The 26,218-nt window shown below is 63.7% G+C and carries 27 protein-coding genes and 1 tRNA gene; 18 read left to right on the top strand and 10 right to left on the bottom strand.

What is annotated here, in order from left to right; all coding sequences use genetic code 11:
* The first annotated feature begins 3 nt into the window (after positions 1-3).
* Both Q3C01_RS38030 and Q3C01_RS38025 read left to right on the top strand, forming a co-directional pair.
* Complete coding sequence (locus Q3C01_RS38030) at positions 4-708, top strand: response regulator transcription factor (RefSeq protein WP_458150432.1); 705 nt, start codon at positions 4-6, stop codon at positions 706-708.
* A complete protein-coding gene (locus tag Q3C01_RS38025) occupies positions 705-2,291 on the top strand; it encodes an ATP-binding protein (RefSeq protein WP_458150431.1) in 1,587 nt (528 codons plus the stop codon). Before Q3C01_RS38030 ends, Q3C01_RS38025 begins: the two co-directional genes overlap by 4 nt.
* Before the next feature lie 7 nt (positions 2,292-2,298).
* On the opposite strand, the gene Q3C01_RS38020 is transcribed toward Q3C01_RS38025, so the two are convergent.
* The gene (locus tag Q3C01_RS38020; RefSeq protein WP_254098688.1) at positions 2,299-2,445 is read right to left on the bottom strand and encodes a hypothetical protein; all 147 of its coding nucleotides are present in this window, start codon (positions 2,443-2,445) and stop codon (positions 2,299-2,301) included.
* A gap of 170 nt (positions 2,446-2,615) precedes the next feature.
* Between Q3C01_RS38020 and Q3C01_RS38015 the strand changes: the two genes are divergently transcribed.
* From Q3C01_RS38015 to Q3C01_RS38000, 4 genes are all read left to right on the top strand, one after another.
* Positions 2,616-3,032 (top strand): DUF3606 domain-containing protein, encoded by a 417-nt coding sequence (locus Q3C01_RS38015; RefSeq protein WP_458150430.1) that lies wholly within the window; start codon positions 2,616-2,618, stop codon positions 3,030-3,032.
* Entirely contained in the window at positions 3,029-3,517 is a 489-nt protein-coding gene (locus Q3C01_RS38010) for a hypothetical protein (protein ID WP_458150429.1), read from the top strand. Before Q3C01_RS38015 ends, Q3C01_RS38010 begins: the two co-directional genes overlap by 4 nt.
* Positions 3,518-3,723: 206 nt before the next feature.
* Positions 3,724-4,653, top strand: coding sequence for an alpha/beta hydrolase (locus Q3C01_RS38005; RefSeq protein WP_458150428.1), 930 nt, complete (start codon positions 3,724-3,726; stop codon positions 4,651-4,653).
* A gap of 147 nt (positions 4,654-4,800) precedes the next feature.
* The gene (locus Q3C01_RS38000) at positions 4,801-6,024 is read left to right on the top strand and encodes an ABC transporter substrate-binding protein (RefSeq protein ID WP_458150427.1); all 1,224 of its coding nucleotides are present in this window, start codon (positions 4,801-4,803) and stop codon (positions 6,022-6,024) included.
* Positions 6,025-6,030: 6 nt separating this feature from the next.
* On the opposite strand, the gene Q3C01_RS37995 is transcribed toward Q3C01_RS38000, so the two are convergent.
* A complete protein-coding gene (locus Q3C01_RS37995) occupies positions 6,031-7,593 on the bottom strand; it encodes an adenylate/guanylate cyclase domain-containing protein (RefSeq protein ID WP_458150426.1) in 1,563 nt (520 codons plus the stop codon).
* Between the two features lie 191 nt (positions 7,594-7,784).
* Between Q3C01_RS37995 and Q3C01_RS37990 the strand changes: the two genes are divergently transcribed.
* The 3 genes from Q3C01_RS37990 to Q3C01_RS37980 are packed head-to-tail and all read left to right on the top strand — an operon-like array spanning position 7,785 to position 10,212.
* Positions 7,785-8,876, top strand: coding sequence for an enolase C-terminal domain-like protein (locus Q3C01_RS37990; RefSeq protein ID WP_458150425.1), 1,092 nt, complete (start codon positions 7,785-7,787; stop codon positions 8,874-8,876).
* Between the two features lie 40 nt (positions 8,877-8,916).
* The gene (locus tag Q3C01_RS37985; protein WP_458150424.1) at positions 8,917-9,510 is read left to right on the top strand and encodes a DUF1349 domain-containing protein; all 594 of its coding nucleotides are present in this window, start codon (positions 8,917-8,919) and stop codon (positions 9,508-9,510) included.
* Positions 9,511-9,546: 36 nt separating this feature from the next.
* The gene (locus Q3C01_RS37980) at positions 9,547-10,212 is read left to right on the top strand and encodes an HAD hydrolase-like protein (protein WP_458150423.1); all 666 of its coding nucleotides are present in this window, start codon (positions 9,547-9,549) and stop codon (positions 10,210-10,212) included.
* A 34-nt stretch (positions 10,213-10,246) separates the two neighbouring features.
* Here Q3C01_RS37980 and Q3C01_RS37975 read toward each other — a convergent pair whose 3' ends face one another.
* On the bottom strand, positions 10,247-10,489 hold the full coding sequence (locus Q3C01_RS37975; RefSeq protein ID WP_458150422.1) for a hypothetical protein: 243 nt from the start codon (positions 10,487-10,489) through the stop codon (positions 10,247-10,249).
* Between the two features lie 192 nt (positions 10,490-10,681).
* Between Q3C01_RS37975 and Q3C01_RS37970 the strand changes: the two genes are divergently transcribed.
* Positions 10,682-10,867, top strand: coding sequence for a hypothetical protein (locus Q3C01_RS37970; protein WP_458150421.1), 186 nt, complete (start codon positions 10,682-10,684; stop codon positions 10,865-10,867).
* 4 nt (positions 10,868-10,871) lie between these two features.
* Here Q3C01_RS37970 and Q3C01_RS37965 read toward each other — a convergent pair whose 3' ends face one another.
* The gene (locus Q3C01_RS37965) at positions 10,872-11,336 is read right to left on the bottom strand and encodes an L-2-amino-thiazoline-4-carboxylic acid hydrolase (protein WP_458150420.1); all 465 of its coding nucleotides are present in this window, start codon (positions 11,334-11,336) and stop codon (positions 10,872-10,874) included.
* A gap of 87 nt (positions 11,337-11,423) precedes the next feature.
* Positions 11,424-11,639 (bottom strand): hypervirulence associated TUDOR domain-containing protein, encoded by a 216-nt coding sequence (locus tag Q3C01_RS37960; RefSeq protein WP_458150419.1) that lies wholly within the window; start codon positions 11,637-11,639, stop codon positions 11,424-11,426.
* Between the two features lie 397 nt (positions 11,640-12,036).
* Here Q3C01_RS37960 and Q3C01_RS37955 point away from each other — a divergent pair, with 397 nt between their 5' ends.
* From Q3C01_RS37955 to Q3C01_RS37945, 3 genes are read left to right on the top strand one after another with little or no spacing between them, the layout of a single operon-like run.
* Positions 12,037-13,101, top strand: coding sequence for an HlyD family secretion protein (locus Q3C01_RS37955; protein WP_458150418.1), 1,065 nt, complete (start codon positions 12,037-12,039; stop codon positions 13,099-13,101).
* Positions 13,098-15,428 carry an ABC transporter permease gene (locus Q3C01_RS37950; protein ID WP_458150417.1) on the top strand — a complete coding sequence of 777 codons (2,331 nt, stop codon included), beginning with the start codon at positions 13,098-13,100 and terminating at the stop codon, positions 15,426-15,428. Before Q3C01_RS37955 ends, Q3C01_RS37950 begins: the two co-directional genes overlap by 4 nt.
* Positions 15,415-16,386, top strand: a complete 972-nt coding sequence (locus Q3C01_RS37945) for an HlyD family secretion protein (protein WP_458150416.1) — start codon at positions 15,415-15,417, stop codon at positions 16,384-16,386. Before Q3C01_RS37950 ends, Q3C01_RS37945 begins: the two co-directional genes overlap by 14 nt.
* Positions 16,387-16,740: 354 nt before the next feature.
* On the opposite strand, the gene Q3C01_RS37940 is transcribed toward Q3C01_RS37945, so the two are convergent.
* Positions 16,741-16,815: transfer RNA gene (locus Q3C01_RS37940), tRNA-Val, on the bottom strand.
* 75 nt (positions 16,816-16,890) lie between these two features.
* Positions 16,891-17,250 (bottom strand): cell cycle two-component system response regulator CpdR, encoded by a 360-nt coding sequence (gene cpdR / locus Q3C01_RS37935; protein WP_254105854.1) that lies wholly within the window; start codon positions 17,248-17,250, stop codon positions 16,891-16,893.
* Between the two features lie 316 nt (positions 17,251-17,566).
* Here cpdR and Q3C01_RS37930 point away from each other — a divergent pair, with 316 nt between their 5' ends.
* The 3 genes from Q3C01_RS37930 to Q3C01_RS37920 all read left to right on the top strand — a co-directional run bounded on the left by Q3C01_RS37930 (position 17,567) and on the right by Q3C01_RS37920 (position 20,791).
* Positions 17,567-18,457: an N-formylglutamate amidohydrolase gene (locus tag Q3C01_RS37930; RefSeq protein ID WP_458150415.1), complete on the top strand. Its 891-nt coding sequence runs from the start codon at positions 17,567-17,569 to the stop codon at positions 18,455-18,457.
* Between the two features lie 552 nt (positions 18,458-19,009).
* Positions 19,010-19,792, top strand: a complete 783-nt coding sequence (gene hisN / locus Q3C01_RS37925) for a histidinol-phosphatase (RefSeq protein WP_458150414.1) — start codon at positions 19,010-19,012, stop codon at positions 19,790-19,792.
* A gap of 21 nt (positions 19,793-19,813) precedes the next feature.
* The gene (locus Q3C01_RS37920; protein ID WP_458150413.1) at positions 19,814-20,791 is read left to right on the top strand and encodes a Bug family tripartite tricarboxylate transporter substrate binding protein; all 978 of its coding nucleotides are present in this window, start codon (positions 19,814-19,816) and stop codon (positions 20,789-20,791) included.
* 121 nt (positions 20,792-20,912) lie between these two features.
* On the opposite strand, the gene Q3C01_RS37915 is transcribed toward Q3C01_RS37920, so the two are convergent.
* Positions 20,913-21,560, bottom strand: a complete 648-nt coding sequence (locus Q3C01_RS37915; RefSeq protein WP_458150412.1) for a glutathione S-transferase family protein — start codon at positions 21,558-21,560, stop codon at positions 20,913-20,915.
* A gap of 6 nt (positions 21,561-21,566) precedes the next feature.
* Entirely contained in the window at positions 21,567-22,460 is an 894-nt protein-coding gene (locus tag Q3C01_RS37910; RefSeq protein ID WP_458150411.1) for a LysR substrate-binding domain-containing protein, read from the bottom strand.
* 92 nt (positions 22,461-22,552) lie between these two features.
* Between Q3C01_RS37910 and Q3C01_RS37905 the strand changes: the two genes are divergently transcribed.
* Positions 22,553-23,305 (top strand): sulfite exporter TauE/SafE family protein, encoded by a 753-nt coding sequence (locus Q3C01_RS37905; RefSeq protein ID WP_458150410.1) that lies wholly within the window; start codon positions 22,553-22,555, stop codon positions 23,303-23,305.
* Here Q3C01_RS37905 and Q3C01_RS37900 read toward each other — a convergent pair.
* On the bottom strand, positions 23,302-23,937 hold the full coding sequence (locus Q3C01_RS37900; protein ID WP_458150408.1) for a LysE family translocator: 636 nt from the start codon (positions 23,935-23,937) through the stop codon (positions 23,302-23,304). The two genes, Q3C01_RS37905 and Q3C01_RS37900, sit on opposite strands and share 4 nt — an antisense overlap.
* A 219-nt stretch (positions 23,938-24,156) precedes the next feature.
* Here Q3C01_RS37900 and Q3C01_RS37895 point away from each other — a divergent pair, with 219 nt between their 5' ends.
* Positions 24,157-25,953, top strand: coding sequence for an adenylate/guanylate cyclase domain-containing protein (locus Q3C01_RS37895; RefSeq protein ID WP_458150406.1), 1,797 nt, complete (start codon positions 24,157-24,159; stop codon positions 25,951-25,953).
* Positions 25,954-26,218: the final 265 nt, after the last annotated feature.

Below are 26,218 nucleotides of genomic sequence, written 5' to 3'. Positions count from 1 at the left end.
TCATTGGCGCATCGCATTCTCATCGTCGACGACGAAGGCCACATCCGCGAGGTCATCCACGTCGCGCTGAAGAAGGCCGGCATGGACGTGATTGAGGCGCGCGACGGCAAGGAGGCACTCGGCCGCTTTGCCGCCGACAAGCCCGACCTGATCGTGCTCGACATCGGCATGCCGGAGTTCGACGGGCTCGAGGTTTGCCGCGAGGTGCGCAAATCCTCCGACGTGCCGATCCTGTTCCTGTCCGCGCGCGACGAGGAGATCGACCGCGTGCTCGGCCTCGAGATCGGCGGCGACGATTATGTGACGAAGCCGTTCAGCCCGCGCGAGCTGGTTGCGCGGGTCAACGTCATCCTGCGACGGATCGGCCCGCGTAACGGCGAAGCCAGAACAGACTCGACCGCGCTCTCGCAAGGCGGCCTGCTGGTCGATCCCGAGCAGCATGTCGCATCCTTCGCGGGCGTGCCGCTCAAGCTGACCGCGATCGAGTTCGGCATCTTGCGCGCGTTCCTGACCCGGCCGACCTCGGTCTTCAACCGCGAGCAATTGATGCGGGCAGCCTATCAGCTCAATATCCAGGTCTCCGACCGCACTATCGACAGCCATATCCGCAACATCCGCGCCAAGCTCGCGGCTCAGAACTGCGACAGCGTGATCGAGACCATTCACGGCGTCGGCTTCAAGCTCGGGCGCTGCGAGAAAGAGTCATGAGCTCCGCGCCCGACAAATGGCGGCCCTCGCTCGGGCTCGTGATCTTTGCGGTGCTGGCGACGGTCGCCGTGCTGCCGCTGGTGGGGCTGTTCTTCTTCCGCCTCTACGACAACCAGCTCATCCGCCAGACCCAGGCCGAGCTGATCGCGCAGAGCCGTGTGATCGCGACGATCTATGCGCAGGAGGTCTCGGCGCGCCTCGATGGCGGGATACCGCTCGGCCCCGAGGTGCCGCCCGGCTTACTGCCCGATCCCGGCGACCAGTTCACGCCGATCCGCCCTGCGCTCGACCTGACCTCAAACGATCTGTTGCGGCGGCGGCCCGACGCGATGCCTGCGACGCGGCCGGCGGATCAGGCCTATGTCGAGATCGGGGCCAAGCTGACGCCGATCATCCGCGAAACGCAGAAGGTGACGCTCGCCGGCTTTCGTATCCTCGATCCCAACGGCGTGGTGATTGCGGGCCGTCAGGAAGTCGGGCAGTCGCTCGCCCATATCGAGGAAGTCACTGAGGCACTGCACGGGCAATACCGGGCCACACTGCGCAACCGCGTGCCGGACAAGCCGCCGCCGCCGATCTATTCCTTCAGCCGCGGCCTCGGCGTGCATGTGTTCTCGGCAATGCCGGTCATCGTCAACAACCATGTCGCGGGCGTCGTCTACGCAACGCGCACGCCGAGCAACATCTTCGACCATCTCTACCAGGAACGCGGCAAGTTCGTCCTGGCGGGGCTCGCCGTCATCCTGGGCACGATCGCGATCGGCCTGGTGTTCTCCCGGACCATCACGCTGCCGATGCGGGAGCTGATCGACCGCGCGGCCCGGATCGGCCGTGGCGACCGCGAGGCATTCCGGCCGTTGAAACATTACGGCACGCGCGAATTCGCCCAGCTCTCGCACAGTTTCCTCGGCATGGCCGAGCAGCTCGCGCGTCGATCGGACTACATCGCGACATTCTCGGCGCACCTGACCCACGAGCTGAAATCGCCGCTGACCTCGATCAAGGGCGCGGCCGAGCTGTTGCAGGATTCGCTGCAAGGCAAGCCGGACAGCCTGACGCCGGCCGAGCAGAAGACGTTCGTCGCCAATATCCTCTCAGATGCCGAGCGGCTGGAAGCGATGGCGCAGCGACTGCGTGAGCTGGCGCGGGCCGAAAGCCTGCCGCAGAACGAGCGCACCGAGCTCGCACCCGTCATCGGCGACCTCAAGAGCCGCTTTTCGGTCGGCACCATCTTCGCCACAGGCAGCCTCGATCGGCCAATCAGCATGTCCGGGGAAAAGGCGCTGATCGTGCTGTCGCACCTAGCCGATAATGCGATGCGGCATCGCGCCAAGCATATCAGGCTGGAAGCGGTCGACGAGCGCACCACGGTGCGGCTGATGGTCAGCAATGACGGTGAGCCGATCTCGGCGCCGAACCGCGACAGGATCTTTGATGCCTTCTTCACCACCCGACGGGAATCGGGCGGTACCGGAATGGGGCTTGCGATTGCGCGCGCGGTGATGGCCAGCCATGGCGGCTCGATCGAGCTGAAGCCGACTGACGAAGGCGCCGCCTTCGAACTGCAGTTTCCGGCGGCCTAACGCCGTCTCAGATCGCGAACACCCAGGCGGCGACGATGGTGCCGAGCGTGACCAGGCCTGCGATGGTCCACCCCGCGGCATATTCCAGCTCGGGATGACCGGTCGCCCGCATGATCTCGTTCGGATCGGCGGTGTGCTTCCAATGCTCTGCCATGACAGCCTCGCACGTTTCTGTGCTTGTCTTATTAAGTCGCGCGGGGGGCAATTTGGTTCCATCACGGAAATGCGAGGAGCCGCGCGTGCCGCGATAGCGTGTGGCAGGACTGCTTTCCTACCGCTGGTGGCGTGCTAGAGTGCGCGCGCATTCCGCGGCAGGAGGGACGCATGGCCGACAACAAGTCCAAACGGGGCGCGGCCGATCGTGCCCTGATCGCGCTCGGCGAGCGCTACGAGGTCGCCTACTGGTCGAAAAAGTTCAAGGTCACGCCGGCCAAGCTGAAATATGCGGTCAAGAAGGTCGGCCACTCTGCCAAGAAGGTCGAGGCCTACATCAAGCTCCAGAAGCACCGAGCCGGCGACAGGATTCGAATCGCGCTCAGCGAACCCTACGAGGTCCGCTACTGGTCGATGAAATTCAAGATCACGCCGGCCAGGCTGAAGGCCGCCGTGGCCGCCGCCGGCCATTCGTCCAAGAAGGTCGAGGCCTATCTCGCCGGCCAGAAAGCCGCGAAGAAGAAGGCGGTCAAGAAAAGAAGAGCTGCGAAGAAGGCGGCCAAACGCAGGAAGGCGGCCCTGAGATGAAGTTCGGGAAGCTGATCCTTGCGGCGTCATTCGCGCTGGGCAGCGGGTCTGTCGCGCAGGCTGCCGATACCGCCTCGACGATCTCAGGCTCGACGGCGCTGGCGCTCGCCGGCATTATTGCGCCGCTGTCGCCGATCCTGGCATCGGCCGAGAAAAAGGCGATCGCGATGCTGTTCGCCGCCAACAACGACGTTCCCTACAAGAAACCGATCGTCGTGACCGCCGACCGGATCGTCTGCCGCACCGGCAATGTCGACATCACCGTGCGCAACTGCGAGGTGACCTTCGGCAAGAAGGTCAAGACCGTGAACGGCTCCACGGCCAACGAGGTCTACGCCACCGAGGCGCTCGCCGGCGTGCCGGCGGACGGCGCGGCGGGATCGAACTTCGAAAGCCTGTCCAAGCTGAGCTGCACGATCGATCCGAACGCCATCCGCCAGAAGGACGGCAGCGGCGCGAGCTGCACGTTCCAGCCGGGGAATTAGGGCATGATCCGGGAAAGTGCGTAGCGGTTTTCCGAAGAGATCTTGCTCAAACAACAACCTAAAGCGCAATGACGGTTCATCCCAATCTCATCGCGCTTTGGCGGGGCGCCGTCAAATCGCCCCAACGGCAATCAATCAATAAGGCTCATTGACGGGCCAAGCCGGAACGCGAGCCGGCGCTTGAGCGCTCAGCACGGCACATAAAAATGAAAAATTATCTCGCATTTTTGCTTTTGCTGACCATCACGACCGCCTCGGCACACGGGCTGTTTCCCGGCCGACCGCAACCGCCGTCCGATCTGGTGCGCACAGGCCTCACCGACACCGATACGGCCGCCGGAGGCACGACCCGGCTGTGCGATCAGGTCGCCTTCTCTCGGGGCCTGCGGTACGGTGACAGCGAGCAGAACGTCCTTGACGTCGCGACCAGCGAGACCAGGGCGGCAACGCCGCAGCCGATCCTGCTGTTCGTGGCCGGCGACAGCTTCACCGGCGACAGCGCCGCACCAGACTCGGCGCGGGAGTTCCAGGACCAGGCGATGTGTTTTGCCGCGCGCAACGGCATGGTCGGCGTGCGCGTGAACTACCGGCTCGCGCCGGCAGCCCCTTGGCCTTCCGGCGCACGCGACGTCGCCGCCGCCCTGTCCTGGATCCACCAGAACGTCGATCTCTTCAACGGCGACGCCCGCGAGATCGTGGCGGTCGGCTACGCGGCCGGCGCGTTCCACGTCGCGAGCCTCCTGGCACATCCGGAATTGCAGGGCACCGACACTGACGTCGCCGGTGTCGTGCTGATCTCCGGCATTTATCGCGCGGGCAAGGACGCGAGCGACAGCGAGAAGGCCTATCTCGGGTCTGACGCCGCCCAATATGACAAGCGCTCAGCTCTCCCGGGCATCCTCCAGGTCGAGGAACCGATCGTGCTGGCCTGGGCCGCGGCCGATCCCGCAGGCCTGGTGACACAGGGCGAAGCGCTGAAGCAGGCGCTTTGCAGCGCCGGCCACTGCCCGCGCACGACCATCCTGCATACCCGCGATGACATTGCCTCCGTATTCGGGCTCGATGGCTCCGCCGACAGCCTCGCCGAGCCGACGCTGCTGCTGGTCCGCCAGCTGGAGGCGCGCGGATTGCCGTAGCCGGCCGGCTTTCGACGCGTCAGCCCGGCTGCCGCTTGGTTGGACAGCGCTCGGGACACAGGAATGACAAATCCTTGACCTAAATCAAGCGCTCTCGATGCCGACTGCGCCGATCTCCAGGTGGGATCCAACGTCGAGGTTTCGAACATGCGTGTGACCGGCAAGATGCTGTTCGCGTTGATGGTCGCCGTCGGCTCGCTTGGCGCCATGTCGCAGGAGCGTACCGATGATGCGGCGCCCGTCTCCGAGATTCGCATCGGCAACGTCATGCCCTATTCAGGCCCGCTTGCGGAGTTCGGTGCGATCGGCAAAGCGGAAGCCGCCTATTTCGACATGATCAACGAGCGCGGCGGGATCAACGGCCGCAAGGTCCGCTTCATCACGCGCGACGACAATTCCGATCCTGCGACCACGCTGGAGCTGACGCGCGGACTGGTCGAGAAGGACGACGTGCTGTTGATGTTCGGCTCGTTCGGCACGCCGGGCAATCTCGCCACGCGCTGGTATCTCAACGAGCGGAAGATCCCGCAGCTCTTCGTCGCGTCCGGCGACGAGGAACTGAGCCGGCCCAGGGCATTTCCCTGGACGATGGGCTGGCAGCCCTCCTACAAGGCGGAGGGGCGCATCTACGCCAACTACATCCAGGCTTATTATCCCGGGCGCAAGATCGTCGTGCTCTGGCAGAACGATCAGTTCGGGCGCGACCTGTTCAAGGGCATCGAGGAAGGACTGGGCGACCTCAACCGTTTCGTCGTCGTCGATATCGCCTTCGACATCACCGACGAGCATCTCGACACGCACGTCTCCGTCCTGAAGCAGTCCGGCGCCGAGGTGTTCGTCTTTGCCGGGGTGCCCAGCACCGCAGCCCGCGTGATCAAGCTGGCTGCCGGCTTCAACTGGCATCCGGTGATCATTCTCAACGATGCAGCAGCTTCGATCGCCAACGCGCTGACGCCCGCGGGAATCGAGAACACGGCCGGCGTGATCTCGGCGGCATTCCTGAAGGACCCGAGCGACCCGGCCTGGACGGATGATCCCGGCATGAAGGATTGGCTCGCCTACATGGACAAGTACAACCACCCCGAAAGCCGCAATAACAGCGCCGCGCTCTTTGGTTATGCGGCGGCGGAAGCCTTGGCGCAGGTGCTGAAGCAATGCGGCGACAACCTCTCCCGCGACAACGTCATGCGGCAGGCGGCTTCGCTTCGCGAGTTCCAGCCTTCGGTCGCATTACCCGGCATCAAGATGAGCACGTCGCCGGACAACTACCTGCCGATCAAGCAGATGCGCCTCGAGCAGTTCGACGGCCACTCCTGGCAGTCATTCGGCGACGTGATCGAGACCGCGTTCACCGAAGGCCGGAAACGCTGACCGGCCTTACGCCGGCTTGAGCGAGGCCAGAGCGTTTTCCAGGAGAGAGCGCACCCGCGCGGCGTCACCCGACTTCACGACCGAGGGGTCGAGATAAAGCTCGAGGCCCGGAACGCGCTCGGTGATGACGCCACCTCTCGCAGCTCCCCCATCGCTCAGCGCATCGACCGAATAGGGAATGACCTCGCGGCTGATGCCCTTCATGGTGATCGCCGGCAGCGCATGCGCCGCGACGACGTCGCTGACCAACGCGAAGGTCTCATAGCTCAGCACGATGCCGCCAGGCTCGGCAATCGATTGCAGGCGCGCGGCGAGGTTCGCCTCTGCGCCGATGATCGTATAGTCCATACGGTCGCTGCTGCCGAAATTGCCGACGTTGCAATAGCCGGAATTGATGCCCATGCGCGACTTGAACGGCTGCTCGATGCCGGAGGCGCGCCATTTGGCATTGAGCTCGGCAAGCCGCTGCTGCATGCGCCAGGCCATGCGCAGGCAGGCCTGGGCGTCGGCGCGGTCGCCCTTGGTCTCGGGATCGCCGAAGAAGATCAGCATGGCGTCGCCGATGAACTTGTCGATGGTGCCACCATATTCATGTGCAATCGCCGACATCTCGGTGAAATATTCGTTGAGAAGCTGGGTCAGAAGCTCCGGCTGGAGCCGCTCGGCGGTCGCGGTGAAATTCTGGATGTCGGAGAAGAAGATGGTCAGCTTCTTGCGCTCGGTATGGATGGTGACGTCCTTCTGCCCGCTGAAGATACTCTTGTAGACCTGAGGCGGGATGTAGCGCGAGATCTTCATCGAGAGCGAGGCGAGGAAGTCGTTGGCGGATTCGAGCTCCTTGTTCATGCTCTTGATGCGGTTGGCCTGGCGGCGCTGCATGGAGAGGAAGGAAAGGCCACTGCCAGCCGCGATGAAGAGATAGGCGAGCAGGAATTTGAACGAGAAGATGTTCGCCGCGATCGGCTGTGCGATGATCACCTCCTGGATGCCCCGGACATCGCCGACCTTCCAATCCTTCTTCGGGCTTTCAGGATGGCTGTTGTGGCAGCTCACGCAGGCCGGCCCCATCGTCACGGGGGCGACGAGCCGGACCTTGTCGTTGAATAGCGAGGTCTCGGTCTCGACGATCTTCTTCTCGGGGTCCGCGCGCAAGCCCTCCAGCGCATCCTTCTCGAACTTGTCGAGCTGGTGCGGCGCGCGGTTCTGGAACGGGAAGTCGGAGACGAAGCGATAGATAATGTTCTCCTGCTGGGCGCCGATCACGCGCCCGAGCTCGAGCGACAGCGTCGCCGGGATCGGGACCGCGCCGGGCACGGATTCATAGTTGTGCACGACCTTGGTGGTGCCATTCGGATTGGCGAGGATCCGTCCGACCACGTTGGTGGCGTAGTAGCCGCGCACGCTCGTGATCACCGAATTGAGGTCGGCGGCCTGCCGGCGCAGCGCCGCCTTGCTGAGCTCGGTCAGGTCGAGCCACACCGCAAGCGGCAGCGCGAGCAAGAGAAAGGCGATCGCCACGCCGGTCAAGATGCCGCGCTTGCGCTGTTCTTCGGAGATCTCTTGTTTCACTCTGTGGCCCCGTTGTGTGCGTTCTTGTCGCGATATCCGGCGTCGGCGACGCAACATGCGCCTGCACAGAGCCCGCAAACGCGAGCCAGCGCAACCCCATTTTATGGGAGTCGCAGGAAGGCGGCTTTTCGTTTCATGACGAATGTTTAAGATCGCATCAACCTGCATTGATTGATCCGGAGCCAGTGCCCATGACCGAGACCATCCGTATCAAGCACCTTGTCGCCCGCCCCGTCATCGTGCCGATGAACCTGCCGCTGCAAACCTCGACCGGCGCGGTCGCCAGGGCGCCGCTGGTGCTGATCGACTGTGAGACCGATCTTGGCGTGCGGGGCCACGCCTATCTGTTCTCGATCACACCGGCAGCCTTGAAGCCGCTGACGGCGATGGTCGGCGAAATGGCCGAGATGATCGCGGGCGATGAGCTCTTGCCGTTTGAGATCGAGCGCAAACTAACCCAACGCTTCACGCTGCTTGGGCTCGCCGGCCTGCAACGCCTGGCGCAATCCGGCATCGACATGGCGGCCTGGGACGCGCTGGCCCGCGCCAGGGGCCTGCCGCTTGCGCGCCTGCTCGGCGGCGCACCGAAGCCGGTGCGCGCCTATAATTCGAAGGGGCTCGGCATCATGCCGGCCGGTGCCGCCGTGGACGAGGCACAAAAACTGCTCGCCGAAGGCTTTCACGCCGCAAAGATCCGCGTCGGTCGCCCCGATGCACGGGAAGACCTCAACGTCGTGCGCGCGGTGCGCAAGGCGGTCGGCGATCAGGTGACGCTGATGTGCGACTACAACCAGGCGCTCACCGTGGCCGAAGCGATCCGCCGCGGCGAGATGCTCGACGACGAAGGCCTGCTCTGGATGGAGGAGCCGATCCGCCACGACGACTATGCCGGCTGCGCCCGCGTCGCGGACGCGCTCCACACTCCGGTCCAGATCGGCGAGAATTTCGACAGCGCCTTCTCGATGCAATCCGCGCTTTCCGCCGAGGCCTGCGACTTCGTCATGCCCGACGTGCAGCGCATCGGCGGCGTCACCGGCTGGCTGCGCGCCGCCTCGCTTGCGCATGCCGCCGGCGTCGAGATGTCGACGCACCTGTTCTCGGAAGTGAGCGCGCATCTGCTCTGTGTCACGCCGACCGCGCACTGGCTGGAATATGTCGACTGGGCCGATGCCGTGCTGGCAACGCGGCTGACCGTCAAGGACGGTTTTGCATTGCCGGGCGAGGAGCCAGGCAACGGCATTCAATGGGACGAGGCGGCGGTTGCCAGATATCGCGTCAGCTAGTCATTGAAGGCGATGCCAACGCTGCCAATCGAGGTCCAACATGAGCGATCCAATCTTTCGCAGAAGCGATGGTGTCTGGCTGAATGAACCGGAACGATGGACTGCGCAGGGCGACGGCCTCCAGATCGTCACGGACAATGCCACCGATTTCTGGCGGGAAACCCATTACGGCTTCCACCGCGACAGCGGGCATTTCCTGGGCTTCCCGACCGGCGCGGCGTTCACTGCCGAGCTGCATGTGCGGGGCGACTTCCAGGCCCTCTACGACCAGGCGGGCATCATGGTCCGCATCGACGCGGAGCATTGGATCAAGGCCGGCATCGAGTTTTCAGACGGACGCGCCATGCTTGCGAGCGTGCTGACCGACGGGCGGTCCGATTGGGCGACCGCGCCCTATGAGCACGACGCCCGTGACTTCCGCCTGCGCGCAACCGTCGCGAACGGCGTCGTTCGCCTCCAGGTTTCGGCCGATGGCAAGCTTTGGCCCCTGATGCGCCTGGCGCCATTTCCCAGGGCGAACTCCTACCTTGTGGGACCCATGGCCTGCACGCCCGAACGGGCCGGGTTGAAGGTCACTTTCTCGACGTTCCACCTGACACCGCCGCTCGGCAAGGATCTCCACGATCTCAGCTGAAGGCCGGCCATCGTGCCGGGAGCAGGATTTGACAGCATGACTCCAACCCGCTGCGTACTCCTCGATCTCGACGGAACGCTGGTTGATTCGCAGCCGGGCATTTTCGCAAGCTGCCTGGCCACGCTGCGCGCGCTCGGACACGATCCGGGCGAAGCGCTCGACATCAGGCGCGCGATCGGGCCTCCGCTCGAAGAGATGCTGCAGGCTTTGCTCAGGGCGCGCGGCGACGGCCGGGTCGATCAAGCCGTGGCGGCCTATCGTCAGCACTACGGCGAAAGCGGCCTGCTCGGAAGCGAGCCTTATCCCGGAATCTGCGGAGCGCTTGACGACATGCGGCAAGCCGGATTGCGGCTCTACCTCGCTACATCGAAACGCGAAGTCTTTGCCCGGCGCATCCTGGAGAACCTGAAACTGGCAGCGTATTTCGACGGCATCTACGGCTCGGTGCCCGGCGGCAGGCTGGATCATAAACCGGAGCTGCTCGCCCATATCCTGTCTGAACAGGATATCCATGCTTCGCACAGCCTGATGGTCGGGGATCGCCGGCACGACATCATCGGGGCTCGCGCGGTCGACATGCGCTGTCTTGGTGTGCTGTGGGGATATGGCAGCCGAGACGAGCTTGAAGCGGCCGGCCCCGACCAGTTGGTGGACCAGACTTCTGATCTCGCGCGCACGGTCTTATCGATGTTGAACGGGTAGCTGCCGCTCGGCAACGCGGCGGAAACAGCCAGCGCTACCGCGTATCCGCCCCCGTAATGCCCCTGCGCGCCGCCCTGCGCTCGATCCACATGCAGCGGCGGGCGGCCCGGCCTGAGCGTGCAACGCCCGACGTCCCCTCGCCGGCCAGCAGCAGCGGCGCCATGTTCTCGCGCAGTGCGCGACAACGCTCGAGCTCGGCCTGCCAGTCGATGATCCGCGCCTCGGCACCCGACACGGTCAGCACCAGCATCGTCATCGCAACACATGTCGTCTTCATTGATCGCTCGCCGACGCGCCTCGTGGAGAAATGACAAGTGCAGTTTGTGCCAGACCTTCGCGCACTGACAGAACACCCCGTGTCATCGGACGAACACTCCGTGGTGGCCACATCAGATGGCATTCCATATCAGCTTCTACCATAATGTGTACGGGTGAGTCGGGGGAGCAGACATGAGCGGGATTGGGGACGATGCCGAGCTGGAAGAAGTCGTGGAACGAAGAAGACATCAAGAAGCTTAAGACGCTCGCTGGTACCATGCCCGTGACGATGATTGCGAAGGAGCTTGGCCGTACGACCGGCACGGTGCTCGCAAAGGCCATGGAGCAGAACATCTCCATCAGGCACCGGACGGACGAGGTGACGTCGGCCAGCTAGTCCGCTACACGCGCGTTCGCTGGTAGCGGAAGTCGCAATGACTGGCGCCCTGCATGATGGTCTGCGTGCGCGCGAGGCTGATGTCGGGACCGAACCCTTCCGCGGTCGCAAAATCCGCGGTGCAGACGAGGAGAAACCCGAGCTCGGGCTCGCCGAGCGCCTTGTAGAACTCCGCATAGGCGCATCGCGTCACGTCGAAGGCGAACGCATCACGTGACTGCTCGATGATTTCGAGCTTGAGCGCGTCGTCGCGGGCGTAGGTCTTGAAGGCGGATGACACGGCCTTGCCGAGATCCGGCTCGTTCTTCGCCCGCCAGAATTCCTCGCCGTAGCGGCGATAGAGGTCGCCGAGCGTGCTGCGCACCAGCGCGTTCGCACGGGCTTCGCCCAGTTCCTCCTGGAGCGCCCTCACGAGGGGGATCAGGACCTGTGCCTGGATTTTTGCCTGCTCAATGACGGAAACGCTCATGGCGGCCTCGCCTCGCAGATGAAGGAGCAGCGAGCGTAGCCCGGATGGGGCGCGGCGCAATCCAGAACAACGTGCGAGAACACGCCATCAGCTCGTTAACAGCCGCAGCGCCCTGCCCTTGTGGAGAGCGACGTGATCGGTCTTGTCGCTCCTGATCTCGTATTGCGGATCGTCCGGGCTCGCGTGATGGACGTAGCCCTTATAGGTAACATCCTTCCGGTGCACGCGCAGGATATGGCCGCGCACCCGGCCGGCCTCGGAATTCCAGCTCACGTGATCGCCCGTCTTGAATGTTTTCGGCATGGCGAATCAATGCCGAACCACCTCAAGCTGTTCCCGCGCTCCCCCAGCGACAACAGGTCCGCCTACGCTTTCGCTTCGCTCAAGCTACGCCGGACGCGCTTCGCGGGAGTGCCGAGACCCGCGCTTCGATTGTTCCGCTTGGTGACTTCCGCCATGCGAAACCTGTATGACTATCCGACGCAAACTCAGTCTGCCTTCGGGGGCAACAGTGCCGCGAATGCTTGCCCCGATATTGAATGAGAGCGTGGGCGCTAGAACAGGTATGCTTGGACGGCCGCGAGCAGCCGCAAAATAGTTCGCCAGTCGCTCCGAATATGAAGTACCATCACTCGAGTTACGACACCGAACGTCGCGTCATTCCAGACATTTAGCACTTTGGAGCTGGATGGAGTCGGGTATGGACAAAGTGTCGAGCTCCGGTAAGGAGCCTCAAGGTGCATTCGACGCTCCCGGTGACGGACACGAGAAGAGCAGGCCTTCCGCGAGGCGCGGTCCTTCCATCGTCGTAGGCGCCATCGCAGCGGTCGTCGTCGCGCTTTCCGTCTATTATCTGCTGCGGCCCGAGCCTCTGCTTGTTCAGGGCGAGGCTGACGCCACGCGGTTTGACATCGCTGCACGCGTCGACGGACGGGTGAAGGAAATACCGGTCGAACGCGGCCAGAACGTGCCTGCGAAGGCCGTGCTCATAAGGATCGACAATCCAGAGACCGTCGCCAAGCTCGAGCAGATGAAAGCGGCGAAGGCCGTGGCCGTCGCTCAGCTCGCCAATGTGCTCATCGGAACGCGTGTCGAGACCGTTGCCGCACGGAAGGCGGAGATGGAGCGTGCGCAGGCGGCGCTGGTGCTGGCGCAGAAGACGTTTGACCGCACGCATATCTTGACCGAGCAAGGCAACGCGCCGCAAGCTCGGCTCGATCAGGTGACCGACGCGCTGCACGAAAGCGAACGCGCGGTCGATCAGGCCAAATCGGCTTATGAACAGGCGATCAATGGCTACACGCAGGAGGAACGGGCGATCGCCAAGGCCAACGTCGAGAAAGCCGATGCCGATACCCAGAGTGTGCAATCGATCATTGATCAGCTCGTGATCTATGCCCCAGTCGCCTCGCAAGTCTACCAGCGCAACGTGGAGCCGGGCGAATATGTGTCGCCCGGCGTGCCGCTGGTCACCCTGATCGATCTGGCCGACGTTTGGATCCACTTCGATCTTCGCGAAGATCTCGTGAAGAGCCTCAAGGTCGGCGATCGCTTCGATGTCCGTATTCCGGCTCTCGATGACCGCCGCATCACCGTCGAGGTCAAGCTCATTGCGACCAAGGGCGAGTATGCGAGCTGGCGGGCCACGCGGGCTACGGGCGATTTCGACTTGCGGACGTTTTCGATCCGCGCCTACCCGGTCCAGCCGGTGCCGGAACTGAGACCGGGAATGAGCGCCTATCTTGACTGGCGGTCACGGCAATGAGGCCATCGCCAAAGCCCGGATTTCTGCTGGTCGTGCGGCGCGAGTGCCGCTGGCTGCTTCACGATCGTGTAGCGCTGCTGCTGATCCTCGCCGTGCCGCTCTTTGCGTTCGTGGTCCTTACGACCGTGTTCAGCCATCCTGTCATCCGCGGGCTCGGGGTGACGGTCGTCGACGAGGACAAGTCGGACGCTTCGCGTACCCTGGTGGAATACGTTGCTGCGTCTCCGAGCCTGAAGATCGTCGACCGCTCCGGCACGCTGTCCACGGCCGTCGAGGACATACGCTCCGGCAAATCGATTTCGGCCATCTATGTCCCGCCGAATTTCGAGCGCGACCTGAAAGCCCAGCGCCGGCCGCAGGTCGTCGGATTCTATAACCAGCAGTTCCTGACTCCGTCCGGCATCGCGTCCTCGGGCCTGAGCGACTCGCTTTCCGCCGCGGCGGCCGTGGCCGCTCCTGCCAGTCGCGCTGCGCCTGCGCCTGCGTCCCTGGGAATGCTCAAGGCGGAGACCATCGCGCTCGTCAATCCGCAAAAGAACTATGCGCAATTTCTGCTGCGCGCACTGCTGCCGACCATCATCCATGTGGTGATCACGCTTGCCGCCGGCTATTCCGTCGGCTCCGAGTTCCGGCGTCGCGACGCGCGGGCCTGGCTCGAAAGTGCCGGTGGCGATCCCGTGGTCGCGCTGGCCGGCAAGCTCACGCCGCTGTTCGTCATCTTCGTCCTGATCATGCTGGTCGAGCCGCTGTTTCTGGAGGGCGTGCTGGAAATCCCCTTCAGGGGAGACCTGCCATTGATGGTCGCCGCGGCCTCCCTGCTCATCATTGCCTATTTGTCGCTGGGTGCCTTGCTCCAGCTCCTGGTCGGCGATCTGGCGACGGGGCTCGGACTTGCGGGCCTCATTGCCTCTCCCGCGTTCGGCTACGCCGGCGTCGGCTTTCCCACCATCGGCATGAATGCCTTTGCACAAACCTGGAGCGCGATCCTGCCGCTGCGCTGGTACATGGCAGTCTTGCTGGGGCAAGCGGCGCGCGGATTGCCGGTCTCGGACTCGGCCATTCCCTTCGCGGTACTTGCGGGCCTGGCGGTGCTCTTTGCCGGCCTCGCATTGCTGCGCATGGCGAGCGTCACCCGCAAGGGCTGGTTTGCGACGGCGCGCCCTCCCGAGCCGCCCGAAATAGAGGAAGTGCCGCGCGGCATCGGCGGTGCCTTCAACGCGGAGTGGCGACGCGTGCTCGGAACGCGGAGCGCCTTCACACTCCTGTTCCTGGCTCCCCTGGTCTACGGCATTTATTATCCGCAGCCCTATCTGAATCAGATCCTTCGCAAGCTTCCCATCGCGGTCGTCGACAATGATCTGAGCGATCTCAGCCGGCAGATCGTCGAGACGCTGGATGCGAGTGGCGCCTTGAACGTGGTGGTTCGCGCCCGCACGCTTGCCGAAGCACGCACCGCAATCGATCGTGGACAGGCCTTTGCCGCCGTCGAGATTCCACCGAACACTGAGCGCGATGTGCTCAAAGGCATCACCGCCCACATCCCGATCTACGCGGATGCGACCTACCTGTTCATATTCAGATCGAGCGCCAGCGGAATAGCCACCGCCATCGGAGCGTTGACGTCCGAGCTGATTTCACGAGGCGCGCGCTCGGATGGGAGCCTGGTCAAGGCGAAGCTCGCGAGTTCGAGTCCGGCCGACGTTCTGCTCCAGCCGATCTTCAATCCGGTGGGCGGGTATGCAAGTTACGTCGTTCCGGCCGCGTTCGTCCTGATCCTGCAGCAAACCCTCCTGATCGGCGCGGCGATGTTGACCGGCACTGCGCTGGCGGCGGGGGGCGGAGCGTTTGCCGGCGTGCTCGGCCGCGGCGTGGCTCACCTGACCATCTACCTTCCGGCGCTCGCGCTTTACGTCATCGTGCTGCCGCGCATTTACGGTTTTTCGACACTCGGACATCTTCCTCATATCCTCGCACTTGCGAGTATCTTTCTGCTGGCGACGAGCTTCATGGGACAGGCTGTCGGGGCCTGGTTCACGCGGCCGGAGAACGCAACAATCCTCCTGCTGGCGACGAGCCTCCCGCAGTTCTTCATGGCTGGGTTTGCGTGGCCGCGCGAAGCGATCCCTGACGCGGCCCTTGCATTCGGCCGGCTGTTCCCGGCCGACTCCGCGATCGACGGCCTCGTGCGCATCAACCAGATGGGAGCCAGCATCTGGGAGGTCGCGCATGACTGGTTCACACTTTGGTGTCTGGCGCTCGGCTATTTCGCGCTTGCCGTGATCTCGGCATTTTCCGTCAAGAGAGGACAGGAACATGCGCAAGGCTAGTCGCGTCGCCATCGTCGCGATTCCGCTCGCGCTCGTCGCGGGCGCGCTGATCTATTCCACGCGTCGAACCGGATCTGCGGGTGCAATCGTTGGCGTGGTGCGAGCGACCGAAATCAGGGTCGAGCCCGAAGTGAACGGCCAACTTATGTCGATTACCGTCGAGAAGGGCGCCCAAGTGCACGCGGGCGATGTCCTGGCGCGGCTCTCCGCGGTGGAATTAACCGCTCAGCTGGACCAGGCGCGCGCCGCGCTTGGCTCGTCAATAGCCAACCGCAACAACGTCTATGCGGGCGTTCGTCATGAACAGGCCGAGTCTCTAAAAGCTGCAATCGCCAAGGCAGACGCCCGCCTCGACTACGTGCAGGCCCAGCTCACAAGGACTAGTACGCTGGCGCGCCAGAGCTTTGAGTCCCAACAGGCGCTGGACCAGGCCGAGAATGATGTCGCAAGCGCACGCGCCGATGTTGCCGAGGCCCAGGCAAATTATGGTGCGGCCGTGGCGGGCCCGACCCGGGAGGAACGAGCGATCGCGGACGCGCAGGTGCAGGCCGCGGCCGCAGCCGTGACCGTGCTCGAACGTCGTCTCGACAAGATGGTGCTGCGCGCCCCAGCCGACGGCACGGTCAGCGTCATCGCCGCGGAGGTCGGCGAAAACGTCCGTGCCGGCCAACCGATCCTGATGGTCGAAGCAGCAGGCAAGCAATGGCTCTCCTTCAATGTCCGCGAGGACCATCTCGATCGGCTCGCGATGGGCGACACGGTGAACGTGGCGCGGAACGGGACGGACGCCGGAATCAAGGCCCTCGTCACCGAGCTGAGACCGCTCGGCGTATTCGCCACCTGGCAAGCCGAACGGGTGATCGGGGATCATGACCGCAACACGCTGCGCTTGCGTCTCGATCCCGAGAAGGCTGCGGCAAACTTCGCGCCGGGAATGACCGTCTGGATCGAGCGCTGACGATCTGGACCCATACATGTGTTTGGGACGATCGAGGCTTCGAGCGGTTCGGCACGAGCCGATGCGCGTTGTCGCTTCGCAGCTTCCCTGGTGCTCTTCTTGTGGAGTTCTCTGAGCCGAACGATCGTGAGCCTACAAACGCCGACTGTGGGACGGAGACGTGATCGGCACAATCAGACCGATGGGGATCGAACCGGGCCTATTCTTCGGCATCGATCCTAGCCGATGGGCCGTCCGAACTCGTGCGCTGGCCACCCAGACTAACCCGGCCGGCCCCTCTAATGCGCAAACCGGATTTAGCGGAAACCACCTCTTCAGGCCTTAGGCGCAGGGTGCCCAATTGATTGAAGAAGATGGTGGGCACGACAGGGATCGAACCTGTGACCCCTACCATGTCAAGGTAGTGCTCTCCCGCTGAGCTACGTGCCCTAGAAGTCCAAGAAAATCGGGTGCGGTCCCTATAACGGCTCAGGGGAGCCCGCGCAAGGACGGAAGGCGACCGATTTAGGCCGCCAGCATCTTGTTCACTTCGCTCACCAATTCCCGCAAATGGACCGGTTTGGACAGGACCTTGGCGTTCTTGGGGGCCTCCGAATCCGAGTTCAGGGCCACGGCGGCGAAGCCGGTGATGAACATGATCTTGATGTCGGGGTCGAGTTCCGAGGCCCGGCGGGCGAGCTCAATGCCGTCCATCTCCGGCATCACGATGTCGGTCAGCAGCATCTCGAACGGCTCTTCCCGCAGCCGCTGATAGGCCGACATGCCATTGTCGTGGGAGGAGACCTGAAAGCCGGCGTTTTCCAGCGCCTTGACCAGGAAGCGGCGCATGTCGTTGTCGTCTTCGGCGAGCAGGATTTTTGGCATGGCAGGAAACGTCGAATCCCCAGGGTACACTACTAGAGTTCAGTAAGCCCGACAGAGGGTAAATTTCGGGTGAAAAATGCGTCCCTCGGCCGCACACAGAGCGCTCTTTGTGAACCGGAATGGGGCACGAATCAATCGAGCCCCGCACCCGCGATGCCTGCACGGTTAAGACACGTTCCAGCGCGCACCCGTACTTTTCACTTGGCAGAATGGTTGCGATTCCTGACAATGACGACACATAAGAGCCCCGCTTTGCCGGCCTGTTCGAGTCCAATCCGGATTCTCGCGGATAATCAGAGGGACGAAACTGACCAAAATGCCCCGGTTTGACGGCGACTTGTCGCCACCGTTCGAGATTATCGAGCCCGTCGAGTGGCGGGCGCCGATCATCTTCAACTCGCCCCATTCCGGCTCGGTCTATCCGGACGATTTTTTGGCGGCCTCGCGCATCGACCTGCCGACACTCCGCCGCTCGGAAGATTCCTTCATGGACGAGCTGATCGGGCATTTGAGCGCGCGCGGCTTTCCGGTCGTGCGCGTCAATTTCCCGCGCTCCTATGTCGACGTGAACAGAGAGCCCTACGAGCTCGACCCGCGGATGTTTTCCGGTCGGCTGCCGAGCTTTGCCAATACCCGCTCGATGCGTGTTGCGGGCGGGCTCGGCACCATTCCGCGCGTCGTCGGCGACGGCCAGGAGATTTATCGCGAACGTATCGCGGTCGACGACGCGCTCGCGCGAATCGAGACGCTCTACAAGCCATATCACCGCGCGCTGAGGCGGCTTATTAACAAGGTGCACCAGATGTTCGGCACCGTGGTGGTGGTGGACTGCCACTCCATGCCCTCGGTCGGCGTCTCGCGCGACGAGCCGCGCCGGCCCGATGTCGTGATCGGCGACCGCTACGGCACGAGCTGCACGCCGCTGCTTCCCGACCGGGTCGAGGAGACCTTGAGCGGGCTCGGCTATTCGGTCGGGCGCAACAAGCCCTATGCCGGTGGCTTCATCACCGAGCACTACGGCAATCCGGCGAGCGGCCTGCACGCGGTGCAGCTCGAGCTCAACCGCGCGATCTATATGGACGAGCGGCGGCGCGAGCGCGGCCCGCGCTTCGACCAGGTCGCGGCGGATTTCGCGATCCTGTCGGACGTGCTCGCCACGACGATTCCGTTCGGCGATCTCGGACCGTTCCAGGCCGCGGCTGAATAAGCGGCAATATCTTCCGCGCCTATCACAGGTCGCGACGACGGTCTTCTCAATACGCGATCCGATTTTCGCTTCGCCCCGATGCGCGCATCGAAATGAAAATGATCGACCAGGAAAATGGGCAAGAAAAAAGGGCCGCTTGTTATGAGCAAGCGGCCCAAGTCTAGGGAGGAAACGCCCAAGGAGGGCAGCGGTAACGCGAGGCGCTACCGCACCGCAACAATATGCGACTGCGCTGCACAAAGCGCAAGGGCTTTCGAGCCGTTTCCTATGCAAAAAACACAGGGCTCCAATGTCTCCGCAGAAACCCGGATTCAGTTTCTTTAATAAGGAATTTCAATGGGTTGATTATCGTTTGCATACCAATGAGGCATACCCGGAACTAAGCTCTCAAACCCATGATCGATATTTGGTCAGCGGATGGCTCGACGAGGCGGCCGGGGGACTGCATCCAAAATACCAGGGTGCAATTCAAGAGAGCGCTGCCCGAGCCTCTCGATTTGAGCTAGGCAATAGCCAGCATTCGTTTGGCTTTCGGGTTCAAGGGACAGGCCTGTGACGGTGATCGATTTCTCAGCCTTCATCGGACGGCTTGCCACCGCCTCCGGCGAAACCATTTTGCCGTTCTTCCGCACCTCGCTGTCCATCGACGACAAGAGCAAGACCAAGGATTTCGACCCCGTCACCGAAGCCGACCGCGCCGCGGAGGCGGTGATGCGGCGGCTGATCAAGGCCAACTTCCCCCAGCACGGCATCGTCGGCGAGGAATTCGGCAACGAGCGGGAGGACGCCGATTATGTGTGGGTGCTGGACCCGATCGACGGTACAAAATCGTTCATCGGCGGCTTTCCGATCTGGGGCACGCTGATCGCGCTGTTGTACAGGGGCACGCCGGTATTCGGCATGATGCACCAGCCCTTCATCGGCGAGCGGTTTTCCGGCGACAACGGCTCGGCCAATTACAAAGGCCCCTCCGGCGAGCGCCGCCTGCAGGTCCGCCGCTGCGCCTCGCTTGCCGAAGCGACGACCTACACCACGAGCCCTCTTCTGATGAACGAGCGCGACCGCGCCATCTTCGGCCGCATCGAGAAGGGCGCGCGGCTGTCGCGCTATGGCGGCGACTGCTACTCCTATTGCATGCTGGCCGCCGGTCACGTCGACCTCGTGGTCGAGACCGAGCTGAAGCCTTACGACATCGCAGCGCTGATCCCGATCGTCACCGGCGCCGGTGGCATCGTCACGACCTGGGAGGGCAAGCCCGCGCAAGGCGGCGGCCGCATCATCGCCGCCGGTGATCCCCGCGTGCACGAAGAAGCGCTGAAACTCCTCAACCAATAACAACGCGAGCGGAGGGCTTGCATGACCGTCTCACGCAGGCTTCTCTCCGGATTGGTATTGGGATTGCTGCTGCTCCTGCCGTCGCTGGCGATGGCTGAGGATTTCCCCGCCAAGCCGATCAAGCTGATCGTGCCGTTCCCGGCCGGCGGCCCCAACGACATCATTGCCCGCGTGATTGGCCAGCGCATGTCCGAGATATCGGGCCAGCCGGTCGTGATCGACAATCGCGGCGGCCAGGGCGGCGTGCTCGGCACCGATGCGGTCGCAAAGGCCACTCCCGACGGCTACACGATCGCGATCTCCAGCGCCGGGGCGCTCACGATCAGCCCGAGCATGGAGAAGGTCGCCTACGACACGCACGCCGACCTGACGCCGGTCACGCTGGTCGCAACCGTGCCGGAGATGCTGGTCGTCGCAACCAACGTGCCGGCGAAAGACATGAACGAGCTGGTCGCGCTGGCGAAGGCTCAGGCCGGCAAGCTCAACTTCGCCTCCTCGGGACCCGGCAGCCTGCCGCATCTTGCCGGCGAATTGTTCAAGCTGACGGCGAAAATCGACATCGTGCACGTGCCCTATCGCGGAGCGGCGCCCGCGGTGAACGATCTCCTTGGCCAGCAGGTGCAGATGACCTTCCTCGACCTCCCGGTGCTGCTGCCGCAGATCAAGGCGGGCGCCTTGAAACCCATTGCCGTCGGCTCGCCCGACCGCGCACCCACCGCCCCCGAGGTACCTACCACGGCCGAAGCGGGTTTTCCGGACCTGCGGATCGAGAACTGGTACGGCATGGTGGCGCCGAAGGGCACGCCGAAAGAGATCGTCGACAAGCTGCACCGCCTCGCGACGCAAGCGATGGCTGATGCCGCCGTGAAGGAGAAGCTCGCCGCGCAAGGGGCGACGCTGATCGGCGATAGCCCCGAGCATTTCCGACAGTTCATCGCGGACGAGACTGCGAAATGGGCCAAGGTGATCAAGGACGCCGGCGTCGAGACGGCGAAGTGATTCTAAAGCGCGATGTGATTGGTCATCGCGCTTTAGCTTATTATTTTAGGATGATCTCCGCGCAAACGCGTTCCGCGTTCGTCGCGAGGGAAAGCCGCCTCACACTTTTCCAGATCATGCTCTAATAAGCGAGCCGGCCGCGCAATTCCCCGAACGGAATCATCACATGCGCGCGAAACGCCGCCCGTTCCTGCAATGTGCGGTACCAGCGGTCCACCGCCGGCAGCGCGGGACGCTCGATCTCCAGTTCGAAATAGCGATAGAGCGACGTGCCGGCCGTGATGTCGGCAAGTGATAACTCCTCACCAAGCAGGAACGGCTGCTGTTCGAGGAGCCGTTCCAACTTGGCAAAATGCTGCGCACAGCGGGCAAGGGCTGCGCGAATCGCGGGCCAATTGCGCTGGTCCTCGGGCGTGCGGAAGAATCCCCAGAATACGCCGGTGAGGAAATCAGGCTGGAGCGCCGTCTGCGACCAGTCCATCCAGCCGTCGACGCGCGCCCGCACAGCCGGGTCCTCCGACCAAAACCGCTCCGCCCCGTGGCGCGCTGCGAGATAGCGAAGGATGGCATGCGATTCCCAGACGATCGTCCCGTCATCATCGATAACCGGAACACGGCCGTGCGGATTCATCGCCAGAAACTCCGGCACATCGAGGCCGCCGAACGAGCCGCCGGCATCGATGTGCTCGTGGGCGAGACCGAGTTCGCCGATCAGCCACATCACCTTCTGCACATTGAACGAACTGCGTCGTCCCCACACCTTCAACATATGATCTCAGCTCCGAACTGCGGCGCGCAAGTGCTCCACCAGTTGCTTGGCGGGGCGCGGCAATGCCTTGAAGCTTCGCGCGCAGATCGTCAACCTCCGATTGGCCCAGCCATCGCGGATCCGGATCGGCACGATCGGCATCGATCGCGCGCAGCGCTTCGCCGCAGTCTCCGGAACGACGGCGACCCCGACATCGGCGGCAACCATCTGGCAGATCGCGTCGAAATCGCGCAGGCGGGCCCGCACGCGCAGACGCGCGCCGAGCTTCGCCGCATGCCGGGAAATATGAACCTGCAATGCGGTCGAGGCGGTGAGCCCGACGAAATCGCGATCCGTCACCTCCTGGAAATCGATTTGACGCCGACTGCCGAGTTCGCTGCGCCGAGCGGCCACCAGGGTCAGCCGATCCTCGCTGAACAAGAATCGCTCGATGCTGTCGGGCAAAGCATGCTCGGCGGCGAAGCCGAGATCGGCAGCGCCGCTCGCGATCGCGGTCGCGATATCGGCGCTCTCGCGCTCCTCAACGTCGACATTGATGTCGGGATGCTCACGCAGGAAAGCCGCGAGCGCCCGCGGCAGATGCTCGGACAGCCCCGAGGTGTTGGCGAGCAACAGCACGCTCGCACGCACGCCGCTGGCATAGGCGGCGAGATCGCCCTGGAGTGCATCGACATTGTGGATGACGAGCCGCGCATGCTCAAGCAGGCTTTCCCCCGCGGCGGTCAACTCCACGCCGCGCCGGCCGCGCTTCAAGAGTGCGACGCCAAACGCATCCTCCAGGCCCTTGATCCTGGCGCTGGCAGAGGCCAGCGCAAGATGCGAGCGCTCGGCACCGCGGGTGATGCTGCGCTGGTCGGCCACCGCGATGAAGAGTTGGAGGTCGACGAGGTCGAATCGCACGGAACAATCTCCTTCAGCCTTCGTCAAGGGCGAAGGCTATCTCCGTATCCTCCAGATTGTGCCTTCCCCGCCGATCGGTCAATGTGGTCGGCATGATCGACCCGCTCATCATTCTGATTGCCGCCGTCTTCCTGCTCGCCGGATTCGTCAAGGGCGTGATCGGGCTCGGCCTGCCGACCGTGTCGATGGGCCTGCTCGCCGTGACCATGGCGCCCGGCCGGGCAATCGCCATCGTCATCGTGCCGGCGATCATCACCAACATCTGGCAGACCTTTGTCGGCCCTCATTTGCTCGACATCCTCAGGCGGCTGTGGCCGCTGATGCTCGGCACCGTGATCGGGAGCTGGCTCAATGCGGGCGCGCTGACCGGCCCCTATGCCCGCTACGGCACGGTAGTGCTCGGCGTTCTGCTCGTGATCTACGCGATCATCGGGCTGAACAAGTTCCAGTTCCGCATCGCGCCGAAGAACGAGAAATGGGTCGGCGGCGCCGTCGGCGTCGTCACCGGCGTGATCTCGGCCTCAACCGGCGTGCAGGTGGTTCCATCGATGCCGTTCATGCAGGCAATTGGGATGGAAAAGGACGAGCTGGTGCAGGCGCTCGGCGTGTTCTTCACGGTGGCAACGCTCGCGCTCGCCTTCAACCTCACCGCGGGCGGGCTGCTGACTTCAGCCAACGCCGTGCCAGGCATCGTCGCCATGGCTTGTGCCTTTGCCGGCATGTTCATTGGCCAGTCGCTGCGCTCGAAGATGCCGGCCGAGACATTTCGCCGCTGGTTCTTGATCGCGATGATCCTGCTCGGCCTCTACCTCGTCGGTAGCGCGCTGCTCAAAGAGTTTGTTTAACGCGCTTGAAGCATCGCGACGCGGAAGCCGAGATAGACGAAAAACCCGCCGAGCGCGCGGTTGATCCAGGCGAGGATTCCATCGGACCGCCGCAGCCGCTGCGCGGCGCGCGCCGCGAACGCCGCCAGGAACAGGCACCAGAGTGTACCCGTGGAGATGAAAATCAGGCCAAGCGTCAGGAAGGCGAGCGGCTTGTGCGGGGCATCGGCTGCGACGAATTGCGGCAGGAAGGCCAGGAAGAACAGCGCGACCTTGGGATTGAGCGCGTTGGTGAAGACGCCCTGGAGGAAAACCCGCCGGAGCGGCGTCCGTCCATCCTCGCGCGTCAGGGAACCGGCGAGCACCGGTCGCGACCACAGCATCTGCAAGCCAGTCAGCACGAGATAGGCGGCGCCGACCAGCTTTACGACCGAAAACGCGGTGGACGAGGCCATCAGCAACGCGGAGAGGCCGATTGCCGCACCCGTGACATGGAATAAGCAGCCGCAGCTGATGCCGAACGTCGCCGCCGCGCCACCGCGCCAGCCCAATTGCATGCTGCGGCCCATGACATAGACCGTATCCGGTCCCGGCGTGATGTTGAGAGCCACGCCCGAGAGGACGAAAAGCCAGAGTTCGTGAATGCCGAGCATGTCGCGCGTCCCTGAAGGCTGCCAAGCGGCCGGCTTAGCTGGCTCGGCGAGCTGCGTCCACCACCGGATTTGCGTAGGATTTACAACGAAATTGCAATGCGGATCACACTTCCGCTTGCCCGCGCGTGCTCTATAAGGGCTAGGTTCTGGAAATGCACGGATTCGCGGAAGACCGACACGCCGGTGGCCGGTGCCCGATCCCTTGGAGCCCGCGAGGATATGGAGAGACGCCTGGCCGCCATCGTCTGCGCCGACGTCGCCGGCTATTCGCGCATGATGGGCACTGACGAGGCCGGCACGCATGCCGTCTTCAAGGCCCATCGCAGCGCGATCCATCCCATTATTCTCAATCATGGCGGCCGCGTCGTGAAGAACACCGGCGACGGCTTCCTGCTGGAATTCCCCAGCATCGTCGGCGCCACGGAAGCCGCGATCGCGATGCAGATGCTGATGGCGGAGCGCAACGACCACTTGCCCGCCGACCGCGCGATGCAGTTCCGCCTCGGGATCCACATGGGCGACATCATCGTCGACGAGGACGAGGTGTTTGGCGATGACGTCAACATCGCCGTCCGTCTCGAATCGGTGGCGAGCCCCGGAGGGTTCGCGATCTCGGCCAAGGCCTATGGCGAGGCTGGCAAGCATCTCAACATGCCCCTGGCCGACGCCGGCACGCACCGCTTCAAGAACATCAAGCAACCGGTGGGCGTCTTCACCTGGACGCCGGACGGCACGTCCGCAAAGGTGGCGCAGACCAAAGAGGTCTCGGCGCTGCCGCAGCAATATCGCACCGCGATCGTGGGCGTGCTGCCGTTTGCCAATTTGAGCGACGCCGGCGACGAATATTTCTCCGACGGCCTCACGGAGGATCTGATCCACGCGCTGGCCCTGCAGTCCTTCTATCGCGTGCTCAGCCGCAACTCGACTTTCGCCTTCAAGGGCAGGAATCTCTCGACCCGGCTGATCGCGCGCGAGATCGACGCGACCTACCTGATCCAGGGTTCGGTGCGGCGCGCCGGCAGCAAGATCCGCGTCACGGCCGAGTTGATCGCGCCGGAGACCGGCGAGCAGCTCTGGACCGGCCGCTACGATCGCGACATCGGCGACCTCTTCGCCATGCAGGACGAGATCACGACCAACCTGTCGGCGGCGATCGCGACCGAAATCTTCCGCGCCGAAGCCTCCGCACCTGCGCGCCAGACCAATGACGTCACCGCCTGGGACCGCTTCCTGAAGGGGCTGTCACATTACTACCGGCAGACCAAGGAGGACTTCGACACCGCCATCGCGCTGTTCAAGGAGGCGATCTCGCTCGATCCCAAGCTGTCGATCGCGCATGCCTATCTCGCGACGATCCAGCTCCAGAGCATCCAGTTCGGCTGGGTCAAGGGCTCCCGCGAGATGTGGGGCGCCGCGATGCATCTGGCCGAGACCAGCGTCAGGCTCGACCCGCGGTCCTCCTTCGCATTCTCGATCCTGTCCTGGGTCCATGCACAGGACGGGCATTACGAGGCTGCGATGGACGCCGCCAAGCGCGCGGTCGCGCTCAACCCCTACGACATGGGCGCGCGCGGCGTACTCGGCATCTGCCACTTCGTCATCGGCGAGCATCGCCAGGCGATCGAGCTGTTCTCGACGGCGGCGCAGCGCGGCAACAGCGATCCGCGCTACCAATGGGCGGCGCTGAACGCATTCAGCCATTATATGCTGGGCCAATACGACGCGACGTTGTCGTGGGCCCGGGAGCAGCTCTACATCAATCCGAACCACATGCAGGCGCTCGCGATCCGCGCCGCGGCACTGGCGCAGCTCGGGCGGGCGGAAGAAGCCACTGAGGCCGCCGAGGTGCTGTTGAGCAATTACCCGAGCCTGACAGTCGAACGGCACTTGAGGAATTTTCACTGGAAGCAGGCTCCGGACCTCGCCCATTACCGCGAAGGGCTACTGAAAGCGGGCGTCCCGCTCGTCAAGCTCAGCCTCGTCCAGAGCGACGTCAAACGCGCCGCCGATTCCTGAAGGGCAAACCGCTGCAGGGTGGCGCTGTCACGCGCGCTTCTGTTGACAGGACAATGAATTCGGCCACACTTCGTTGCACGCTGTAGTAGCATAAGCTGCCGGTCCAGCACTTTCGCTTTGTTAGGACTTTCCGCGCTCTATCGGCGCGTCTGCTTTTCATGATTCGCTGTTTTCAGGATTTTGGGCCATGCATGACTCCGCTTCGAAGCCCCCCTTCGACCCCTCGATCCAGGTGTCGCCGAACAATCCCTGTCCATTCCTGCGC

This window comes from Bradyrhizobium sp. UFLA05-109 (genome assembly GCF_054185165.1).
Note: the sequence above shows the minus strand (reverse complement) of the source record. Positions and strands in the feature narration are given on the sequence as shown.

What these genes read in the sequence shown, in the direction of transcription:
- Q3C01_RS37970 (WP_458150421.1), top strand. Translation starts at nt 10,682, where the DNA reads ATGCCGAGCTGGAAGAAGTCGTGGAACGAAGAAGACATCAAGAAGCTT.
- Q3C01_RS37905 (WP_458150410.1), top strand. Translation starts at nt 22,553, where the DNA reads ATGATCGACCCGCTCATCATTCTGATTGCCGCCGTCTTCCTGCTCGCC.
- Q3C01_RS37990 (WP_458150425.1), top strand. Translation starts at nt 7,785, where the DNA reads ATGACCGAGACCATCCGTATCAAGCACCTTGTCGCCCGCCCCGTCATC.
- Q3C01_RS38005 (WP_458150428.1), top strand. Translation starts at nt 3,724, where the DNA reads ATGAAAAATTATCTCGCATTTTTGCTTTTGCTGACCATCACGACCGCC.
- Q3C01_RS37955 (WP_458150418.1), top strand. Translation starts at nt 12,037, where the DNA reads ATGGACAAAGTGTCGAGCTCCGGTAAGGAGCCTCAAGGTGCATTCGAC.
- Q3C01_RS37960 (WP_458150419.1), bottom strand. Translation starts at nt 11,639, where the DNA reads ATGCCGAAAACATTCAAGACGGGCGATCACGTGAGCTGGAATTCCGAG.
- Q3C01_RS38010 (WP_458150429.1), top strand. Translation starts at nt 3,029, where the DNA reads ATGAAGTTCGGGAAGCTGATCCTTGCGGCGTCATTCGCGCTGGGCAGC.
- Q3C01_RS37945 (WP_458150416.1), top strand. Translation starts at nt 15,415, where the DNA reads ATGCGCAAGGCTAGTCGCGTCGCCATCGTCGCGATTCCGCTCGCGCTC.
- Q3C01_RS37975 (WP_458150422.1), bottom strand. Translation starts at nt 10,489, where the DNA reads ATGAAGACGACATGTGTTGCGATGACGATGCTGGTGCTGACCGTGTCG.
- Q3C01_RS37985 (WP_458150424.1), top strand. Translation starts at nt 8,917, where the DNA reads ATGAGCGATCCAATCTTTCGCAGAAGCGATGGTGTCTGGCTGAATGAA.
- Q3C01_RS37965 (WP_458150420.1), bottom strand. Translation starts at nt 11,336, where the DNA reads ATGAGCGTTTCCGTCATTGAGCAGGCAAAAATCCAGGCACAGGTCCTG.
- Q3C01_RS37920 (WP_458150413.1), top strand. Translation starts at nt 19,814, where the DNA reads ATGACCGTCTCACGCAGGCTTCTCTCCGGATTGGTATTGGGATTGCTG.
- Q3C01_RS38025 (WP_458150431.1), top strand. Translation starts at nt 705, where the DNA reads ATGAGCTCCGCGCCCGACAAATGGCGGCCCTCGCTCGGGCTCGTGATC.
- Q3C01_RS37900 (WP_458150408.1), bottom strand. Translation starts at nt 23,937, where the DNA reads ATGCTCGGCATTCACGAACTCTGGCTTTTCGTCCTCTCGGGCGTGGCT.
- Q3C01_RS37895 (WP_458150406.1), top strand. Translation starts at nt 24,157, where the DNA reads ATGGAGAGACGCCTGGCCGCCATCGTCTGCGCCGACGTCGCCGGCTAT.
- Q3C01_RS38000 (WP_458150427.1), top strand. Translation starts at nt 4,801, where the DNA reads ATGCGTGTGACCGGCAAGATGCTGTTCGCGTTGATGGTCGCCGTCGGC.
- Q3C01_RS37930 (WP_458150415.1), top strand. Translation starts at nt 17,567, where the DNA reads ATGCCCCGGTTTGACGGCGACTTGTCGCCACCGTTCGAGATTATCGAG.
- Q3C01_RS38015 (WP_458150430.1), top strand. Translation starts at nt 2,616, where the DNA reads ATGGCCGACAACAAGTCCAAACGGGGCGCGGCCGATCGTGCCCTGATC.
- Q3C01_RS37980 (WP_458150423.1), top strand. Translation starts at nt 9,547, where the DNA reads ATGACTCCAACCCGCTGCGTACTCCTCGATCTCGACGGAACGCTGGTT.
- Q3C01_RS38020 (WP_254098688.1), bottom strand. Translation starts at nt 2,445, where the DNA reads ATGGCAGAGCATTGGAAGCACACCGCCGATCCGAACGAGATCATGCGG.
- Q3C01_RS37915 (WP_458150412.1), bottom strand. Translation starts at nt 21,560, where the DNA reads ATGTTGAAGGTGTGGGGACGACGCAGTTCGTTCAATGTGCAGAAGGTG.
- Q3C01_RS37950 (WP_458150417.1), top strand. Translation starts at nt 13,098, where the DNA reads ATGAGGCCATCGCCAAAGCCCGGATTTCTGCTGGTCGTGCGGCGCGAG.
- cpdR (WP_254105854.1), bottom strand. Translation starts at nt 17,250, where the DNA reads ATGCCAAAAATCCTGCTCGCCGAAGACGACAACGACATGCGCCGCTTC.